The 17,544-nt window shown below is 70.1% G+C and carries 21 protein-coding genes; 6 read left to right on the top strand and 15 right to left on the bottom strand.

What is annotated here, in order from left to right; all coding sequences use genetic code 11:
• Positions 1 to 111: 111 nt before the first annotated feature.
• The 5 genes from lgt to trpC are packed head-to-tail and all read right to left on the bottom strand — an operon-like array spanning position 112 to position 4,556.
• Positions 112 to 1,056 carry a prolipoprotein diacylglyceryl transferase gene (lgt, locus tag ACWZJV_RS24690; RefSeq protein ID WP_457179207.1) on the bottom strand — a complete coding sequence of 315 codons (945 nt, stop codon included), beginning with the start codon at positions 1,054 to 1,056 and terminating at the stop codon, positions 112 to 114.
• Between the two features lie 41 nt (positions 1,057 to 1,097).
• The gene (locus ACWZJV_RS24685; RefSeq protein ID WP_457179206.1) at positions 1,098 to 1,706 is read right to left on the bottom strand and encodes an SCO family protein; all 609 of its coding nucleotides are present in this window, start codon (positions 1,704 to 1,706) and stop codon (positions 1,098 to 1,100) included.
• On the bottom strand, positions 1,703 to 2,500 hold the full coding sequence (gene trpA / locus ACWZJV_RS24680) for a tryptophan synthase subunit alpha (protein ID WP_457179205.1): 798 nt from the start codon (positions 2,498 to 2,500) through the stop codon (positions 1,703 to 1,705). Before trpA ends, ACWZJV_RS24685 begins: the two co-directional genes overlap by 4 nt.
• The gene (gene trpB, locus ACWZJV_RS24675; protein WP_457179204.1) at positions 2,497 to 3,741 is read right to left on the bottom strand and encodes a tryptophan synthase subunit beta; all 1,245 of its coding nucleotides are present in this window, start codon (positions 3,739 to 3,741) and stop codon (positions 2,497 to 2,499) included. The genes trpA and trpB overlap by 4 nt, the downstream gene beginning before the upstream one ends.
• 32 nt (positions 3,742 to 3,773) lie before the next feature.
• On the bottom strand, positions 3,774 to 4,556 hold the full coding sequence (gene trpC, locus ACWZJV_RS24670) for an indole-3-glycerol phosphate synthase TrpC (RefSeq protein ID WP_196874671.1): 783 nt from the start codon (positions 4,554 to 4,556) through the stop codon (positions 3,774 to 3,776).
• Positions 4,557 to 4,703: 147 nt separating this feature from the next.
• Here trpC and ACWZJV_RS24665 point away from each other — a divergent pair, with 147 nt between their 5' ends.
• A complete protein-coding gene (locus ACWZJV_RS24665) occupies positions 4,704 to 5,042 on the top strand; it encodes a DUF4190 domain-containing protein (RefSeq protein WP_457179203.1) in 339 nt (112 codons plus the stop codon).
• A gap of 63 nt (positions 5,043 to 5,105) precedes the next feature.
• On the opposite strand, the gene ACWZJV_RS24660 is transcribed toward ACWZJV_RS24665, so the two are convergent.
• Genes ACWZJV_RS24660 through hisI form a run of 3 tightly spaced genes read right to left on the bottom strand, consistent with a single transcriptional unit; the run spans position 5,106 to position 6,251 of the window.
• Positions 5,106 to 5,306 (bottom strand): HGxxPAAW family protein, encoded by a 201-nt coding sequence (locus ACWZJV_RS24660; protein ID WP_008362966.1) that lies wholly within the window; start codon positions 5,304 to 5,306, stop codon positions 5,106 to 5,108.
• Between the two features lie 43 nt (positions 5,307 to 5,349).
• Positions 5,350 to 5,898, bottom strand: a complete 549-nt coding sequence (locus ACWZJV_RS24655) for a Trp biosynthesis-associated membrane protein (protein WP_457179202.1) — start codon at positions 5,896 to 5,898, stop codon at positions 5,350 to 5,352.
• Positions 5,895 to 6,251: a phosphoribosyl-AMP cyclohydrolase gene (hisI, locus tag ACWZJV_RS24650; protein WP_008362968.1), complete on the bottom strand. Its 357-nt coding sequence runs from the start codon at positions 6,249 to 6,251 to the stop codon at positions 5,895 to 5,897. The genes ACWZJV_RS24655 and hisI overlap by 4 nt, the downstream gene beginning before the upstream one ends.
• Positions 6,252 to 6,425: 174 nt before the next feature.
• On the opposite strand from hisI, the gene ACWZJV_RS24645 reads away from it, so the two are divergent.
• Both ACWZJV_RS24645 and ACWZJV_RS24640 read left to right on the top strand, forming a co-directional pair.
• Positions 6,426 to 6,683 (top strand): CD225/dispanin family protein, encoded by a 258-nt coding sequence (locus ACWZJV_RS24645; protein WP_008362969.1) that lies wholly within the window; start codon positions 6,426 to 6,428, stop codon positions 6,681 to 6,683.
• On the top strand, positions 6,680 to 7,099 hold the full coding sequence (locus ACWZJV_RS24640) for a DUF2752 domain-containing protein (protein ID WP_008362970.1): 420 nt from the start codon (positions 6,680 to 6,682) through the stop codon (positions 7,097 to 7,099). The genes ACWZJV_RS24645 and ACWZJV_RS24640 overlap by 4 nt, the downstream gene beginning before the upstream one ends.
• Positions 7,100 to 7,107: 8 nt before the next feature.
• Here ACWZJV_RS24640 and ACWZJV_RS24635 read toward each other — a convergent pair whose 3' ends face one another.
• Entirely contained in the window at positions 7,108 to 7,875 is a 768-nt protein-coding gene (locus ACWZJV_RS24635; protein ID WP_457179201.1) for a helix-turn-helix domain-containing protein, read from the bottom strand.
• An 86-nt stretch (positions 7,876 to 7,961) separates the two neighbouring features.
• On the opposite strand from ACWZJV_RS24635, the gene ACWZJV_RS24630 reads away from it, so the two are divergent.
• Complete coding sequence (locus tag ACWZJV_RS24630) at positions 7,962 to 8,354, top strand: nuclear transport factor 2 family protein (RefSeq protein ID WP_457179200.1); 393 nt, start codon at positions 7,962 to 7,964, stop codon at positions 8,352 to 8,354.
• 10 nt (positions 8,355 to 8,364) lie between these two features.
• Here ACWZJV_RS24630 and ACWZJV_RS24625 read toward each other — a convergent pair whose 3' ends face one another.
• Complete coding sequence (locus tag ACWZJV_RS24625) at positions 8,365 to 10,182, bottom strand: ABC transporter ATP-binding protein (RefSeq protein WP_457179199.1); 1,818 nt, start codon at positions 10,180 to 10,182, stop codon at positions 8,365 to 8,367.
• Complete coding sequence (locus tag ACWZJV_RS24620; protein WP_457179198.1) at positions 10,179 to 11,963, bottom strand: ABC transporter ATP-binding protein; 1,785 nt, start codon at positions 11,961 to 11,963, stop codon at positions 10,179 to 10,181. Before ACWZJV_RS24620 ends, ACWZJV_RS24625 begins: the two co-directional genes overlap by 4 nt.
• A gap of 86 nt (positions 11,964 to 12,049) precedes the next feature.
• On the opposite strand from ACWZJV_RS24620, the gene ACWZJV_RS24615 reads away from it, so the two are divergent.
• Positions 12,050 to 12,673, top strand: coding sequence for a TIGR03085 family metal-binding protein (locus ACWZJV_RS24615; protein ID WP_457179197.1), 624 nt, complete (start codon positions 12,050 to 12,052; stop codon positions 12,671 to 12,673).
• Between the two features lie 24 nt (positions 12,674 to 12,697).
• On the opposite strand, the gene ACWZJV_RS24610 is transcribed toward ACWZJV_RS24615, so the two are convergent.
• Positions 12,698 to 13,216 carry a Uma2 family endonuclease gene (locus ACWZJV_RS24610; protein WP_307785641.1) on the bottom strand — a complete coding sequence of 173 codons (519 nt, stop codon included), beginning with the start codon at positions 13,214 to 13,216 and terminating at the stop codon, positions 12,698 to 12,700.
• A 318-nt stretch (positions 13,217 to 13,534) separates the two neighbouring features.
• Between ACWZJV_RS24610 and ACWZJV_RS24605 the strand changes: the two genes are divergently transcribed.
• Entirely contained in the window at positions 13,535 to 14,962 is a 1,428-nt protein-coding gene (locus ACWZJV_RS24605) for a serine/threonine protein kinase (RefSeq protein ID WP_457179196.1), read from the top strand.
• A gap of 154 nt (positions 14,963 to 15,116) precedes the next feature.
• Here the strand turns inward: ACWZJV_RS24605 and hisF are convergent, their stop codons facing one another.
• The 3 genes from hisF to ACWZJV_RS24590 all read right to left on the bottom strand — a co-directional run bounded on the left by hisF (position 15,117) and on the right by ACWZJV_RS24590 (position 17,491).
• The gene (hisF, locus tag ACWZJV_RS24600; protein ID WP_378907833.1) at positions 15,117 to 15,878 is read right to left on the bottom strand and encodes an imidazole glycerol phosphate synthase subunit HisF; all 762 of its coding nucleotides are present in this window, start codon (positions 15,876 to 15,878) and stop codon (positions 15,117 to 15,119) included.
• Positions 15,879 to 15,954: 76 nt separating this feature from the next.
• Positions 15,955 to 16,704, bottom strand: coding sequence for a bifunctional 1-(5-phosphoribosyl)-5-((5-phosphoribosylamino)methylideneamino)imidazole-4-carboxamide isomerase/phosphoribosylanthranilate isomerase PriA (gene priA / locus ACWZJV_RS24595; protein WP_457179195.1), 750 nt, complete (start codon positions 16,702 to 16,704; stop codon positions 15,955 to 15,957).
• A 67-nt stretch (positions 16,705 to 16,771) separates the two neighbouring features.
• Positions 16,772 to 17,491, bottom strand: a complete 720-nt coding sequence (locus ACWZJV_RS24590; protein WP_457179194.1) for a VOC family protein — start codon at positions 17,489 to 17,491, stop codon at positions 16,772 to 16,774.
• Positions 17,492 to 17,544 lie beyond the last annotated feature (53 nt).

The raw sequence follows: 17,544 nt of genomic DNA, 5'->3' as shown, positions 1-17,544 counted from the left end.
CCGCGCGAGTGCGGCTAGGTTACCACTGTGTCACGCGTAGGTTGCGAACGAGGGTCCATCGGCGGACACCCTCCCGCGGGGCGCGACTTTGCGCCCAACATCTGCGTCTGATCAGGCCTTTGTCGAGGATTCCTCGTCGTCGGTCCCGTTGTCGGCGTCATCGCCGACGGAGTCGGTCTCGATCTCGGTGTCGATCGCGGTGTCGTTGGCCGGGGCCTTGGCAGGATCGCTGTAGACCTCGTCCTCGACCTTACCTCGGCCGGTGAAGGTGGCGTACGCCCACCAGGCCGCGGCCAGCACGAACAGGATGATCGACATCCACTCGCTCCAGCGCAGGCCGAGCACGTTCGCCAGCTGCACGTTGTCGATGCGCAGGGTCTCGATCAGGCCACGGCCGAGGCAGTAGGCCATCACGTAGAGAGCGACCACGCGGCCGCCGCCCAGGCGCAGCATCTTCTGCAGGTAGACGATCACGAAGAAGAGGGCGATGTCCCAGAGGAACTCGTAGAGGAACGTCGGGTGGAACGTGGTGCCGACCGGGAACTGGCTGGGACCGTCGGGGTAGCGCGACGGGTCGATCTCCAGGCCCCAGGGCAGGTCGGTCGGCCTGCCGTAGAGCTCCTGGTTGAACCAGTTGCCCCAGCGACCGATGCCCATCGCCAGCAGACAGGTCGGGGCGATGGTGTCGAGCAGGGGGACGATCTTGATGCCCTTGGTGCGGGCGCCGATGATCGCGCCCACGGCACCGAGCGCGATCGCGCCCCACACGCCGAGGCCGCCGCGCCAGATGTAGAGCGCCTCGATCGGGTGAGCGCCGTCGCCGAAGTAGAGCTGCCAGTCGGTGATGACGTGGTAGATCCGGCCGCCGACGAGGCCGAACGGCACCGCCCACAGCGCGATGTCCTGGATGTCGCCGGCCCGGCCGCCGCGGGCCTGCCAGCGCCGCTCCGAGACCCAGACGGCGACGATGATGCCGAGGATGATCGCGAAGGCGTAGCCGCGCAGCGGGATCGGTCCGAGCCAGAGCACACCTTCGGTCGGGCTGGGGATGGACATCGGGAGCATCATGCGGCGCTCTTCCTACTAACTCTGGCGGGCTAGTTCTGACTGAGGAGGTGGTGGATGTCGTCGGCGAACTGCTTGGGCGAGGTGTTCATCGACCAGACCACGCTGGCGCGTCCGTCGGAGACCGCCGAGACGTGGGTGTCGTGGACCCCGAGATCGTAGCCCCCACTGGGTAGCCGGTCGGCCTCCCCTATGTAGAGCCGCATCGACTCGGCCAGCGTGACGATGTCCTTCAGGTCTCCGGTGAGGCCGATGAAGTCGTCGTCGTAGCGCTCGAGGTACTTCTCCAGCACCTTCGTCGTGTCGCGCGCCGGGTCGGTCGTCACGAACACGACGTCGACCTTCTTGCGGTCGGCGTCGTCGAGGCGGGTGAGTCCCGCGGTCAGGCTCGACATCACCAAGGGGCACTCGTCGGGGCACTGGGTGTAGCCGTAGAACACCAGCGTCAGCGGCTTGTCGGCGTCGGTCGCCAGCGAGTACGGCTCGCCGTCGGTGTCGGTCAGGGCGGTGTCGGAGAGCAGGTAGGGCGTGTGCTCCTGCCCGGTCATCGCCGAGGCCGGCGCCTGGCCGGTGCCGGCCGCGCCGCAGCCGCTGAGGACTCCGACGAGAGCGAGCAGGACGGGTAGAACGAGAAACCTCAACGCGCGCGGACTCCCGCGGCCAGGTCCTCGGTCAGGCTCGCCAGCGCCTTGAGCGCCGCCTGCTCGTCGGAGCGGTTGTCCAGCAACGTACGCACGAAGGCGGAGCCGACGATGACGCCGTCGGCGTAGGCCGCCATCTCCGCCGCCTGGGCGCCGTTGCTGACCCCGAGGCCGACGCCGACGGGCAGGTCGGTGGTCTTCTTCGTGCGGGCGACCAGCGGGGCGGCCAGGTCGGAGGTCTTGGCACGGGCGCCGGTGACGCCCATGACCGCGGTGGCGTAGACGAAGCCGCGGCACTGGGCCGTGGTCATCGCGATCCGCTCGTCGGTGCTGCTCGGCGCGACCAGGAAGACCTTGTCGAGGTCGCGAGCGTCGGCGGCCTCGATCCACTCCGGCGCGAAGTCGGGCGTGATGTCGGGCGTGATCAGGCCCGCACCGCCGGCGTCCTGCAGCTGCTGGGCGAAGCGGTCGACGCCGCGGCGCTCGATCGGGTTCCAGCTGGTCATCACCAGGGTCGGCACCCCGGTCGCGGCCACGGCCTCGACGACGCGGAACACGTCGTCGACACGTACGCCGCCGTCGAGCGCCTGCTGCACGGCGTCCTGGATCGTGGGGCCGTCCATGACCGGGTCGGAGTAGGGCAGGCCGATCTCGATGATGTCGCAGCCGGCCTCGACCATCGTGGTCAGCGCCTCGATCGAGCCCTCGACCGACGGGAAGCCCGCCGGCAGGTAGCCGACCAGGGCGGCGCGGCCCTCGACCTTCGCCTTCTCGAACGCTGTCGATGTGCTCACTGTGCGTCTCCCAAGCCGAAGTAGTCGATGGCCGTACCCATGTCCTTGTCGCCGCGACCGGACAGGTTGATCAGGATCGTGGCGCCCTCGCCGTGGCGCTCCTTGATCTCCGGGGCGATCTTGATGGCGCCCGCGATCGCGTGAGCCGACTCGATCGCCGGGATGATGCCCTCGGAGCGCGAGAGCAGCGCGAAGGCGTCCATCGCCTCCTTGTCGGTGATGCTCGTGTAGCTCGCCCGGCCGGACTTGGCCAGCCAGGCGTGCTGCGGCCCGACGCCCGGGTAGTCGAGACCGGCGGAGATCGAGTGGGACTCGATCGTCTGACCGTCCTCGTCCTGGAGCACGTAGGTGCGGGCGCCGTGGAGCACGCCCGGGTCGTTGGCCTGGATGGTCGCGGCGTGGCGGCCGGTCTCGAAGCCGTCTCCCCCGGCCTCGAAGCCGTGGATCTCGACGTCGGAGTCGTCCAGGAACGCGGTGAAGAGGCCGATGGCATTGGAGCCGCCGCCGACCGCGGCGACGACGGCGTTCGGGAGGCCGCCGAACTGCTCGATCGACTGCGCCCGGGCCTCGTCGCCGATGCCGCGGACGATGTCGCGGACCAGCGTCGGGAACGGGTGCGGCCCGGCGGCGGTGCCGAACAGGTAGGCGGTGTGGTCGACGCTGGCGACCCAGTCGCGCAGCGCCTCGTTGATGGCGTCCTTGAGGGTGCCGCTGCCCGAGGGCACCGGGACGACCTCGGCGCCGAGCAGCCGCATCCGGGCCACGTTGAGCGCCTGGCGGTCGGTGTCGACCTTGCCCATGTAGACGGTGCAGTCGAGGCCGAAGTAGGCGGCCGCGGTCGCGGAGGCGACGCCGTGCTGGCCGGCACCGGTCTCGGCGATCACCCGGGTCTTGCCCATGCGCTTGGTGAGCAGGGCCTGGCCGAGGACGTTGCGGATCTTGTGGGCGCCGGTGTGGTTGAGGTCCTCGCGCTTGAGGAGGATCCGTACGCCGAGCTGCTCGGAGAGCCGGGTCGCGTGGTAGAGCGGGCTCGGTAGGTTGGCGTAGTCACGCAGGATCGCGTCGAACTCGGCCACGAACTCCGGGTCGGCCTTCGCCTTCTGCCAGGCGTCGTCGAGCTCGATGAGCGCCTTCATCAGCGCCTCGGGCATGAAGCGGCCGCCGAACCCCTCGGCCTCACCACCGAACCAGCCGAACTCGTCGGCGTCGTAGGAAGTCGTCTCGTGGATGTGAGTTGTCATGGCTGTATCTGCTCTCGGATCTACTCTTGGCCTCAGCCTTGGATTCCGGTGAACTCGGCGACCGTGCCTTGCGGGTCGCCATGCTTGACCAGCGCCTCGCCGACCAGGACCGCGCGGGCCCCTTCGGAGACGTGGCGCTTGACGTCGGTGGCGGTGAAGATGCCCGACTCGGCGACCTTCACCCGGTCCTCGGGGATGAGCGGGGCGACTCGTCCGAAGACGTCCTGGTCGATCTCCAGGGTCTTCAGGTTGCGCGCGTTGACGCCGATCAGCTCGGCGCCGAGGTCGACCGCCCGGGCGACCTCGTCCTCGTCGTGGGTCTCGACCAGCACGGTCAGCCCCAGCTCACCCGCCTGGTCGTAGAGGCGGCGCAGGGTGTCGTCGTCCAGCGCGGCCACGATCAGCAGCGCCAGGTCCGCCCCGGCGGCCCGGGCCTCGAGCAGCTGGTAGGGCTCGACGATGAAGTCCTTGCGCAGGATCGGCGTCTCGACGGCCGCGCGGACCGTGACCAGGTCGGCGAGCGACCCACCGAAACGGCGTTCCTCGGTGAGCACCGAGATCGCGGCGGCGCCGCCGGCGGCGTACTTCTGGGCGAGCTCGGCCGGGTCGGGGATGTCGGCCAGAGCGCCCTTGGAGGGGCTCTTCCGCTTCACCTCGGCGATCACGCTGCTGCCCGGCGCACGGAAGTGCGGCATCGGGTCGCGCGGCGCGTCGACGTCGGCCAGCCGGGCCCGCAGGTCCGCCTCGGACACCGTCTCCTGGCGCTTCGCCAGGTCCAGACGTACGCCGTCGATGATCTTGTCGAGCACCGACATGTTTAAACCTCTCGTTTCTGGGTAAGACCCACGTGCAAAGCCTCTCACCCGAACCGTGACACGCCCGATTTGGCGCCACAGTGCGGGCGGGAAACGTTAAGTTTCTTTCACCTCAACCCAACTCGCCTGACTTTGGAGGTCAGACACATGAGCTACGGAACTCCGCCGCCGCCACCGCCCCCGTACGGTTCGCCGGCACCCGGGCAGCCCGGTCAGCCTGCAGGCAACAACAAGAAGGCGATCTGGGCACTTGTCCTCGGCATTCTCGGTTGTGTCTGCTGTGGTTTCTTCACCGGTATCCCGGCGATCATCCTGGGCAAGATGGCCCAGAACGAGATCGACGCCTCCGGCGGCGCGCAGGGCGGGCGTGGCATGGCCACCGCCGGCTTCATCCTCGGCATCGTCGCCGTCGTCCTCGGTATCATCGGGATCATCCTGAACCTCTCCGGTGCGCTCGACTTCAGCGGCAGCACCAGCACCTACTGAGCTCGGCTCCAAATCAGCGAGGCCCCCGGCGGATTCCGCCGGGGGCCTCGCTGTCTCACAGGCTCAGTGTGACTCGACGTTGAAGCCGAGCTTGGCGAGCACGATGAAGAGCAGACCACCGCCGACGGTGACGGCCACGCCGATCCAGAAGACGAACCAGCTGATCGGGTCGAGCATCATGGCGACGCTGCCGATGAGGAAGCCGAGGAGGCCGACCGCGACTGCGATCCAGGCTGCCGGGGTGTTGCCGTGGCTGGCGGACATTCGATGCTCCTCTACGAGTTCTCTGTGCTTGGCTGCAGTGTATTCATTGATCCCCGGCTGTCGGGTCCCGACCCTCGTCCAACGACTTCCAGACGTCGATCGTGGACTGCTCCTCCAGCGGTTTCCGTTCCGGCGTGGCATCGGCGGGGGCGTCGTACCGACGGCCCATCTCGGGCCATGAAGGAGCCAGACGTACGGCGGCGACGGCCGCCGCGACGGTCAGGACCGCGCCGAGCAGCGCGAGATAGGGCCAGGGCGTGGTGGCGTGCTCGGTCTCGCCCCAGACGACCTCGGAGTCGATCGCCCGGCCGAGCGCGTCGATGCCGGCGTGGCCGAAGAAGGTGACGACCACCCCGATCCCGGCCAGGCCGGCGAGGGCGGCCACCAGGCGGCGTACGAGACCTCGGGTGACCAGCACGACGCCCCAGGCAGCGAGGGCGACGAGGGCCAGGCCGGTGGTGGCCGGGGAGTCGTTGAGGTCGGCCGGCATCTGGGCCGGCGCGGTCACCTTCACCCACTCGTTGGAGCCGGCCCAGGCGGCCAGGGCCGCGCCGGCGAGGCCGGCGGTGAGGGTGGGGCCGAAGGACCTCACGAGATCAGGCCGGCGTCGAAGCAGGTGTGGTCGCCGGTGTGGCAGGCGGGGCCCTCCTGGTCGACCTTGAGCAGGATCGTGTCGCCGTCGCAGTCGAGGCGAACCTCCTTGACGTACTGCCGGTGGCCGGAGGTCTCCCCCTTGACCCAGTACTCCTGCCGACTGCGGGACCAGTAGGTCGCCCGGCCCGTCGCGAGCGTGCGCGCCAGGGCCTCGTCGTCCATGTAGCCGAGCATCAGCACCTCGCCGGTGTCATGCTGCTGCACCACCGCGGGCACCAGCCCGTCGGGGTCGCGCTTGAGCCGATCGGCGATGGCGGGGTCGAGTCCCGCGCTCGTGGGTCCAGTAGTCACGCCTCCAGTATCCCGCTGGGCAACAGTACGGACACAACCGGCATGTCGTGGCGCTAATCGGAGGCCGTCGAGGCGACGGGCTGCCACACTCTCTCGGTCATCTGGGCCGGGTCTCGGTACGGCCCTGTCAGCCGACCCTCAGGGTCGACTATTCAAACTGGAGAACACCGCATCATGGCTAACCCCACCCCGCAGCCGGCACCGGCGAAGCAGACCGACACCAGCGCCCTCGTGATCGGCATCCTGGTCACGATCTTCTGCTGCCTGCCCTTCGGCATCGTCTCGATCGTCAAGGCCGTCCAGGGTGACGCCGAGGGCGCCAAGAAGTGGGGCATCATCGGCGCCGTCACGGGCGTCGTCGTGATCGTCCTCTACATCATCGCCTCGGTCGTCCTCGGGCTCGGCATGGCCGCCCAGTCGGGGAGCATGTGATCACCACACCCTCACGGGTGCGCGCGGGGCTCGTCCCGCTGGCCGTCGTGGCCGGCGGGGCGGGCCTCGCGGCCGTCTTCGCCACCTCCCCCGGGCTCGTCGTCTACGTTCCGCCGTGCCCGATCCACGCGCTCACCGGCATCGACTGCCCCGGCTGCGGGATGACCCGCGGCACGATGTCGCTGCTGTCGGGCGACGTCGCCGGCGCGGTCGGCCACAACGCGCTGATGTTCCTGCTCGGGCTGCCGATGCTCGCCCTGCTCTGGTTCTTCTGGCTGCGCGGCCGCGTCGTCGGCCGCCCCGCTCCCGGCTGGGCCCGCTCCCCCGCCGCCCTCTACACCTGGCTGGCGCTGACCGTCGTCTTCACGGTCGTCCGCAACCTGCCCTGGGGACCGTTCACGGTGCTGGCCGCGTAGCGCTGCCGCTACCGGCCGGCGAAGTAGGCGGCGCTGGCCTCGTCGGCCGGGTAGTACGACTCGATCGCCACCTCGTCGAGGGTGATGTCCATCGGAGTCCCGAACGTGGTGATGGTCGAGAAGAGGTTCAGCTCACGGCCGTCGAGTCGAAGCGTCATCGGGATCACGACATCCGCCTCGAGCGTCGGCGCCTGCACCTCGTCCTCGCCGGGCGGTGCCAGCACCTCCTCGTAGAGCCGGGTCAGGTCAGGATCCGCGACGACGGCGAGCTGGCGCCGGACCCGTGCCCGGAACACCGCACGTACGTCGGCCAGGTTGACGACCATCGGCGCCAGGCCGCGGGGGTGGAGGCCGAGGCGTACGAGGTTGATGGGTGGTTCGAGCAGTTCGGGGTCGACGCCGGCGAAGAACTGCTCGACCGCGCGGTTGGTCATCAGGATGTTCCAGCGGCGGTCGACGACCAGAGCCGGGTACGGCTCGTGGGCGTGGAGAACCCTGCCGATCGCATCTCGGGCGGCCGCGAGCGCATCATGCTCGAGGGGCCGCTGGGTGTAGCGCGGTGCGAAGCCGGCGGCGAGCAGGAGCTGATTCCGGTCCCGGAGCGGGATGTCAAGCTGGTCGGCGAGCCGGAGGATCATGTCGGCGCTCGGCCGGGACCTGCCGGTCTCGACCAGGCTGACGTGACGTGCCGAGACCTCGGCGGCGATCGCCAGGTCGAGCTGGCTGAGACGACGACGATGCCGCCACTCCCGCAACATCTCACCAACCGTGTGCATGAGCCTCAGGATCGCGCATCCGCCGGGCGTGCGCCATGAAGTGCGATGTCATCGACACCGTCCCAGGCCCCCAACACACTGGCGGCATGACCACACAGAGCACACCCACAGACGCCGTGACGACCGTGACCACCGCCTTCGCAGGGCTCGTCGCGACCGGTGACACCGGGCCGGTCGAGCAGCTGCTCGCCCCGCACTTCCGTCACCATCGACCGGACGCGACCTCGTCCACCAAGGAGCAATGGCTCCAGGCCGTCCGCGGCTCGCTCTCTCGGATCGCCGGCATGGAGGTGGAGGTGAAGCACGTCCTCGCCTCCGGCGACCATGTCGTGATGCACACCCGTCGCCGGCTACCGGGCGGCCCCGAGATCACCGTCGTCGACATCTGCCGGTTCGAGGACGGGATGATCGCCGAGGTCTGGGAGATCATCGAGCCCACCGCCGAAGCCGCCGCACACCTGTCATGGTGGGACGCCTGAGCCGTCGGGATCAGCTGCCCTGCTGGGCGACCCACGAGGCGTGCAGGCGTGCGTACGTCGAGCCTGCCTGCGCCACCAGGTCGCTGTGCGGCCCCCGCTGGGCCAGGCGTCCGGCGTCGACGACGATCACCTCGTCGGCGGCCTCGGCGGTGGAGAGACGGTGGGCGATGGTGACCGAGGTGCGGCCGCTCATCAGCCGCTCCAGGGCCCGGTTGATCCGCATCTCGAGCCGCGGGTCGACGGCCGAGGTGGCCTCGTCGAGGACCAGCAGGTCGGGGTCGGCGAGCTGGGCGCGGAGCAGCGCCACGAGCTGACGCTCCCCGGCCGAGAGCGACTCGCCGCGCTGGCCGACGTCGGTCCGGACGCCGTCGGGCAGACCGGCGAGCCAGTCGCCCAGGCCGAGCACCCGGGCGGCCTCGACGATCTCCTCGTCGGTCGCGTCCAGGCGGCCGTAGCGGACGTTCTCGGCGAGCGTGGAGTCGAAGAGGAAGCCCTCCTGCGGGACGAGCACGACGCTCGTGCGCAGCGAGGCGTTGCCGATGTCGCGCACGTCGACGCCGTCGAGGCTGACCTTCCCCGAGGTCACGTCCATGACCCGAGTGAGCAGCTTGGCGATCGTGGACTTCCCCGACCCGGTCTCGCCGACCACCGCGACCCGGCTGCCGGGGGCGATCTCGAAGGAGATGTCGTGGAGGACCGGCCGGCCGCCTGGGTAGGCGAAGGTGACGTCGTCGAACTCGATCGAGAGCGGGCCGCGGGGCAGGACCACGCCGGCAGGACCCGGGTCGACGAGGTCCGCGGGCGTGTCCAGGATCCCGATCGTGCGCCGCCAGGAGGCGATCGCGTTCTGCGCGTCGGTGAGGATCTGCGTACCCATCTGGACGGGGCCCACGAACAGCGTCACCAGGAAGGCGAAGGCGAGGATCTCGCCGACGCTCAGCGCCCCACCGGTTCCGCGGTAGGCCAGAGCCAGCAGGACACCACCGACGACCACGCCGGCGTTGGCCAGGCCGCCGGAGAGGCCACCGAGGCTGAAGAAGATCGAGGTGTAGGCCTGGGCCCTGGTCTGGGCGGCGCTGGTGGCGTCGATCTCGCGGTCGATGCGCTGCTGGGTGCGGTCCTCGACGGCGTACGCCTTGACCACCGCGGCCCCGACGACCGGCTCGGAGACCGCGGAGAGCATCTTGGCGACCTGACGGCGGGAGAGCGTGTAGGCCGCGGACAGCTTGCGCTGGAAGAACCGCAGGCTCAGGAACAGCGGGCCGAAGCAGAGCCACACCAGCAGCGCGAGCTGCCAGGAGTAGACCACCATCACGACGGTGGCGATCAGCATCTGCCCGATGCTGACGATGAAGAGCAGACCGCCGAAGACGATGAACTGGCTGACCTGGTCGACGTCGCTGGTGACCCGCGAGACGAGGGCACCGCGGTGCTCGGTCGACTGGGTGAGCATCGGGAGGTCGTGGACGTGCCGGAAGGCCTTCGTACGCAGCGTCGCCAGGCCCCGCTCGGCGGCGGTGAAGAGCCGGCTGGTCATCAGGTAGGACGCCACGCCGGTGACCGCGATGGCGACGACCGCGATGAGGCCGGCGCGCAGCACGTAGCCGAGGTCGGGTCCGCCCGGACCGCTCAGGCCGTTGTCGAGGGTCTGCTGGACGACGACGGGCACGACCACCTGGCCGACGCTCGCGATCACGGCCAGCGCGAACGTGCCGCGGATGCCCTCGACCAGCTCCGGTGAGTGCTTGATGCCCCGGCGGATGGTCTCGAAGGCGCCGAGGTCCTCGCCGCTGCCTACCCGGGTCTCGGGCTCGAGTGTGGCCGTCACTGCGCGGTCTCCGGGGTCTCGTAGGCGTTGACGAGGCGGGCGTAGGACTCGTCGCGGGCGAGCAGCTCGGTGTGGGTGCCGCGGTCGCGGATCCGGCCGTTCTCGAGGTGGACGACCTCGTCGGCGAGCGCGATCGTGGCCTTCCGGTAGGCGACCACGACCAGGCTGGTGTCACCGGCGCCGTCGCGCAGCGCGGCGAGGATGCGCTGCTCGACCTCGGGGTCGACCGCCGAGGTGGCGTCGTCGAGGATGAGCAGCCGGGGGCGTCGGACGAGGGCTCTCGCGAGCGCGAGCCGCTGACGCTGCCCTCCGGAGAGGCTCGCGCCACGCTCGCCGAGGGTGGTGTCGAGGCCGTTCGGCAGCGCGGCGACGAACCCGTCGGCCTGGGCCGCCTTCAGAGCTGACCAGACCTCGTCGTCGGTGAGGTCGGCGCCGAGGGTGACGTTGCCGCGCACGGAGTCGTCGAAGACGAAGGCGGTCTGCGGCACCAGCGCCGCCACCCGGGCCCACTCCCCCGGGCCGAGGTCGCGCAGATCGGTGCCGTCGAGGGTGATCCGGCCCGTCGCCGGGTCGACCAGCCGGGCCAGCAGCATCGTCAGCGTGCTCTTGCCGGAGGCCGTCTCGCCGACGATCGCGACCGTACGACCCGGCTCGACCTCGAAGTCGACGCCGTCGAGGAGGGTCGGGCCGCCGGCGTAGGCGTAGGAGACGCCCTCGACCCGCACGCGCGCGCCGGTCGGCTCGCGGCTCGTGCGCGCCGTCCCGTAGGCGAGACGGCCGGTCGCGTCCAGGACCCGCCGCACCCGCCGGTAGCCGACGACGCTGCGCGGGAACTCCCCCAGCAGCCACCCAAAGGAGCGGATCGGGAAGGCGACGATGGTGAGCAGGAACCCGATCTGGACGACGTCGCCGGGTGCGGCACCGCCGCTCGAGACGCGGCCGACGCCGACGGCCAGCACCGCCAGGACGCCGATGCTGGGAAGCGCGGCCAGGATCGGGTCGAACGCCGCCCGGAGCCGGCCGGCGCGGATGTTGACGTCGCGCAGCTCCTGCGCCTTGTCGCGGAAGCGGGTCGTCTCCTCGGCCTCGCGTCCCAGCGTCTTGACCACGAGGGCGCCGTCGAAGGACTCGTGGGCGATCCCGGAGAGCTCTGCGCGCAGTTGCTGGGCGCGGGTCATCAGCGGCGAGGAGAAGCGCTGGAAGACGAGGTTGGCGACCACGACCGCAGGGAAGACGAGGATCGCGACCGAGGCGAGGACGACGTCGGTCCAGAACATCTGCCCGACCGCGATCACCATCATCGCGAGCGTGCCGACGGCCATCGGCAGCGGCGCGATCGGCGACCAGGACGCCTCGACGTCGGAGTTGGCGTTGGAGAGCAGCTGACCGGTCGGGTGCCGGTGGTGCCAGGCGAGCGGGAGCGCCAGATACTGCCGGGTGACCGCGCGGCGCGAGTGTGCCTGCATCCGGAACTGCATCACTCCGGCGCCCAGCCGGCGCGCCACCACCCCGACCGCTCGCAGGATCGCGACGCCGACGAAGAGTCCGACCACGGCCCACAGCCAGCCGGCGCCGATCTCGCCGTCGCGCAGCGCCGGGACCAGGACATGGTCGGTGGACCAGCCCAGCACCCAGGCGTCGGCGACCGTCAGCGCGCCGAAGAGCGCGGACCCGAGGGTCGAGAGCGTGAAGACCGCCCATTCGCGGCGGATGGCGACTCCGAGAACCTTGAACCCGTCGGTCGTCGTCGCCCGCTGGGGTGTTGGATCATCGTCGCTCATCTCGGGTAAAGCCTAGGTCAGTGCGGTGCATGCGACGAATTTTTTTGAACCACCGACCCTGGGTAGGGGTCGATAGGGTGCAGGCCGTGGTCTCCTTCGCGCGCTCCGAGCGCCTCGCCCTGTGTGACACCGCCGTCTCGCTGGGGCCGTCAGCCCCGACGCTCTGCGAGGGTTGGCAGGTCAAGGACCTGCTGGTGCACCTGCTCGTGCGCGAGCGTCGCCCGTGGGCCGCCGCGGGCATCCTCGTGCCGGCGCTCGCGCCCGTGCTGCGGCAGGCCGAGGCTGCGTACGCCACCCAGTCGCTCGAGTCGCTCGCGGCCAGTCTCCGCGATCCCAAGGGCACGCCCTTCGCGCTCGGCCCCGTCGAGAAGGCCGTGAACACCGTGGAGTTCTTCGTCCACCACGAGGACCTCCGCCGCGCCCAGCCGGGTTGGGAGCCGCGTACGCTCCCCGCCGCTGCCGAGCGCGACCTCTGGCGCACCCTGAAGCTCGTCGGTAAGGGCCTGGTCCGCTCCGCCGGCACCCCGGTGGTGATCAGCAACGGAACCGACACCGCCACGCTGCGCGCCGGCGAGGAACCCGTCACCGTCACCGGTCCGGTCGGCGAGCTCATGCTCTTCTGCTTCGGGCGTCATGCGGTGCGCGGCTTGTCCTTCGACGGACCGGCCGAGCGGATCACCCAGCTGGAGAACGCCAGTCTCGGGTTCTGAGGCCGAGGGTCCGTGCGGCCAGCCTCAGAGGATCTTGTGAAGATCAATCCGCACCGAGCCGTACCCCTCGACGAGGACGGACCCGACGGGATCGGAGTCGTGCAGCTCGAGCGTGACGTCCCAGCCGGTCTCGGCGTTGCTGAGCACGGTGAGCGAGCGGAGCTCGCGGTCGACGATCCAGTACTGCTCGACGCCGGCGACGCGATACTCCTCCGGCTTGCGGAAGAGGTCCTCGGAACGGGTCGAGGGTGAGAGCACCTCGACGACGATGAGCGGGGGCTGCTCGGCCCACTGCCCCTTCTCCTCGGCGCGGAGGACCAGCACGTCCGGGATCCGGCGGCTCATGCCGGTGCGGATCCCACCTTCGGCGATCACGGTCAGGTCCGGGAAGGTGTTGGCGAGCAGCACGAGGATGCGGCTGCCGGTGGCCTGGTGCGGGATCTCGCCCGGCGGACTCACGATGACCTCGCCGTTGACCCATTCGGCGTGGAGGGTGTCGGGGAGGGTCTCGAACTCCGCGAGCGACATGCGTCGTCGCTGCACTCTGTCTCCCACCCCCGTGTCGGCTTGCACCGGCACACCACCCCATCGGACCTCGACACCAGGATTACACCTCCATTGTGACCTCCCCGCCCGGATCGGGAAAGGCTCTTGGTCACAAGGCTCCGGCGCAGTTCGCACATCGTCGCGCAACTGAGGTGAACAGCGGCAACGTTTTGCGACGCCAGCGAAAGAAGAGACGCAGGTACGGCCCCTGGGTGCCGCTCCACGGAACGGCCCGCTCAGGGTGTGACGCCCGTAACCTCCCGGCCTCCCACGACGTTGTGTCACAGATAACCGAATCCCCCAGGAGGTCCCGCGATGCGTCGTGCGGCAGCAGTCACCGTCGCCATGCTCTTCGTCTTCTCGCTCACCGCAGCCGCCCCAGCACTGAGCGCGAGCGCGACCCCGGAGCTGCGGGACGTGATGGTCGTGGGCAACAACTGGGACGGGACCGCCTCGATCGTCGACGCCCGCAGCCTCCAGGTGCTGCGCAAGGGCATCGACCTGGTGCCGGACAAGGACGAGGAGATCGCCGAGATCCACCGGGATCCCGAGCGGCTGGCCTACTACTACCTGGTCCGCTACGGCCCGGGTGAAGGCAACGACCAGCTCGTCGACGACATGTTCACCACCCGGGACGGCCGGCTGCTGGCGGTCTCGCGCCCCAGCCTGGCCGACGTGGTCTGGATCGACATCGAGAAGGCGCTCGCGGGCTCGCCGGACTCCGTCGTGGTCGAGCAGCAGATGGACGGCCACCGCACCGACCACATGGGCCTCTCCCCCGACGGCACCAAGCTGCTGGTCTCCGACTCGACCTCGCGCACGGTGCACGAGTACTGGATGGGTGGTGCGGGCGACCCGCGGACCGGTGAGCGGCTGCGTACGTTCGAGTCCGGCGAGACGCCGCACGAGAACAACTACTCCGAGGACGGCTCGCGCATCTTCCACGCCTCCATCGGCCGCGTCTACCTGCCCGGCGACCAGAAGGAGATCTCCCTCGACTCGCTGCCGCTGATCAACCTCGACCAGCTCGGCCTCGGCACCATCCCCGGCACCGACCTGCTCCCGCCGATCAAGATCGGCCCGGTCCACGACGCGATCAAGGGCGACCGCTGGTTCGAGATCGTCGACGAGTCCTCCTTCGCGATCTCCCAGCGCTGGGAGATGGGCAAGGAGCTGGAGGAGGCTGGCTACCCCTCGGTCTCCTCGGCCGTACGTCCCATGGCGGTCGCGCCCGGTGAGCGGTTCATCTACTTCCAGATGTCGTTCCTGCACGGCCTGGTCGAGTTCGACACCCAGGCGGCCGACATCGACGGGAAGGTCGGCTACTCCACCGGCTCGATCGAGGAGCCGCGCACCGGTGCCGTCACGCGCGTCATCTCGCTCCCCAAACGCACCCAGCTGCCGCGCGAGCTCTACGTCAACGACTCCGCCCACCACGGTCTCTCGAGCGACGCCAAGGGCCAAACGCTGTGTGCGGCGGGCACGATGGACGACTATGTCGCGATGGTCGACCGCGCGACGGGTGACTACACGACCCTCGACGAGGAGACGACCGGCCACTACTACGGCAAGCCCTACTGGACCACCGAGGGCCTCGGCAACACCTGCTGGGCGTCGTTGTCGGACGCCGACGCGGTCGCGGTCATCGACTTCCGCACCGGTGAGGAGCTCGCCTACCTCGACGTCGGCAACCACCCCCAGCGCGTACGCCACGGGCAGATCCTCAGCTCGCTGCTCGGCTAGGCACCGGGGAGCCCGGTCCCGGCCTCGGGACCGGGCTCCTCGCTTCGCGGCGGCTGTGCGATGGCGCCCCCGGCGACGAGGCTGTGCGATAGCGCGCCGGGATATCCAGGGCGGAGGAGTCAGTTTCCCGCCATGGCGGGAAAGTGCCCGACCGTCAGCGAACCGGAGCGCCGGCGCCGGAGAGCGCCTGCTTGACCTCGCCGATCCGCACCTTGCCGAAGTGGAAGATGGTGGCCGCCAGGACGGCATCCGCGCCGGCCTCGACCGCGGGCGGGAAGTGCTCGGCCTTCCCCGCGCCACCGGAGGCGATGACCGGGACGGTCACCTCGCTGCGTACGGCCTTGATCAGGTCGATGTCGAAGCCGTCCTCGGTGCCGTCGGCGTCCATGGCGTTGAGCAGGATCTCCCCGGCGCCGAGCTCGACCGCCTTCGCAGCCCACTCGATCGCGTCGATCCCGGCCGACTTGCGCCCACCGTGGGTGGTCACCTCGAACCCGGAGTCGGTCCCCGGCGCCCGTCTGGCGTCGACGGAGAGCACCAGGACCTGGTTGCCGAAGCGGTCGGCGATCTCGGCGATCAGCTCGGGGCGGACGATGGCCGCGGTGTTGACCGCGATCTTGTCCGCGCCGGCGCGGAGCATCCGGTCGACGTCGTCGACGCTGCGGATCCCGCCGCCGACGGTGAGCGGGATGAAGACCTGCTCAGCGGTGCGGGTGACGATCTCCAGCGTCGTCGCCCGCCCCTCGTGGGAGGCGGAGATGTCGAGGAAGGTGAGCTCGTCGGCGCCTTCCTTGTCGTACGTCGCCGCCAGCTCCACCGGGTCGCCGGCGTCGCGCAGCTCCTTGAAGTTGATCCCCTTGACGACGCGACCGGCGTCGACGTCGAGGCACGGGATGACGCGTACGGCAAGACTCATGCCGCCACCTCCGTAGCGCAAGCGCCAGAATACGGACGCGGCGGCCTGAGGCCCATGGTCGCTCGCTGGCGCTCGCTCATGAGAGGTCTCCGCGCGGTCGGCCGAGAGTGAGGTCGAGCGCCTCGGCGAGGTCCAGGGACCCGGTGTAGAGCGCCGTGCCGGCGATCGCGCCCTCCACGCCGATCTCCACCAGGCCCATCAGGGCCTCGATGTCGTCGATCGTGGTCACTCCCCCGCTCGCCACGACCGGCCGGTCGGTGGCCTCGCAGACCGCGCGGAGCAGGTCGAGGTTGGGGCCCTGGAGCATGCCGTCCTTGTTGACGTCGGTGACGACGTAGCGGGCGCAGCCCTCGGAGTCGAGCCGGGCGAGGGTCTCGTAGAGGTCGCCGCCGTCCTTGGTCCAGCCGCGTGCGGCGAGGGTGCGGCCGCGTACGTCCAGGCCCACCGCGACCCGGTCGCCGTAGGTCGCGATCGCCTTCCGGGTCCACTCCGGGTTCTCCAGCGCGGCGGTGCCGATGTTGACCCGGCGGCAGCCGGTCGCCATCGCAGCCTCGAGCGACTCGTCGTCGCGGATCCCGCCGCTCATCTCGACCTTGATGTCGAGCTTGCCGACGATCCCGGCGAGGATCTCGCGGTTGTTGCCGTGACCGAACGCGGCGTCGAGGTCGACCAGATGGATCCACTCGGCGCCGGCCTCCTGCCACCTCAGCGCCGCTTGATACGGATCGCCGAACCGCTTCTCCGACCCGTCCACGCCCTGGACCAGCTGCACCGCCTGCCCGCCCTTCACATCGACGGCCGGCAGGAGCTCGAGGTAGTCACCCATGGGGACGATCCTATGTTCTGTACGCCGCCACCCCTGCCCCGCCGTCCGGTTGCGAGACGGTCCGCCCTCAGCGGGGCGCCAGCACCTCGAACTCGTACGCATCGGGGTCGGTCATCCGCGCCCACCGCCGTTCACCGTCGCCCTCGGCGACCAGCGTGGCGCCGAGCTCTTCGAGGCGGCGGATCTCAGCTGCAGGGTCGGTGTCCTCGGGTGCGATCAGGTCGAAGCGGAACCGGTCACGCGGACCGCGCGGCACCGGCGGCGGCCCACCCCAGGCAACCTTGGCGCTGCCGGACGGGGTCGCGACCGCGGTCTCGCCGTCCTGGTCCCAGACCAGCGGCCAGCCGAGCGCCGCGCTCCAGAACACCCCGTTCTCGCGGGACCCGTCGGCAGCGACCTCGCCGAGGAACCCGGTCCCGGCCAGCCAGCTGTTGCCGGCCGGGATCACGCACAGCTCGTTGCCCTCCGGGTCGGCGAGCACGATGTGGTCCTCCTCCGGCAGCTGCCCGACGTCGAGATGGGTGGCGCCGAGGCCGAGCAGCCGGTCGACCGTCCGCTGCTGGTCGTCGGGCAGGCTGCTGGTCAGATGGAGATGGTGCGGGTTCGCGAGCGTCTTCGGCGCGGCCGTGGGCAGGAACCGGATCCGGAAGTCGTCCTCGGTCCGTGGTGACAACCTGATCTCGTCGCCGGTGTTCTCGATCTCGCGCCCCAGCACCGCGGCCCAGAATCCCGCGACGCGCTCCGGATCGTTGGCATCGATGCAGATCCCGAACCGCCGAGGTGTCATGACCGGCAACGTAGGACCTGACCGGTCGCTTGCACAACCGGATTCGGGAGCCA

Source organism: Nocardioides sp. WG-D5 (assembly GCF_054031175.1).
This window is presented reverse-complemented; position numbering and strand designations above follow the sequence as displayed.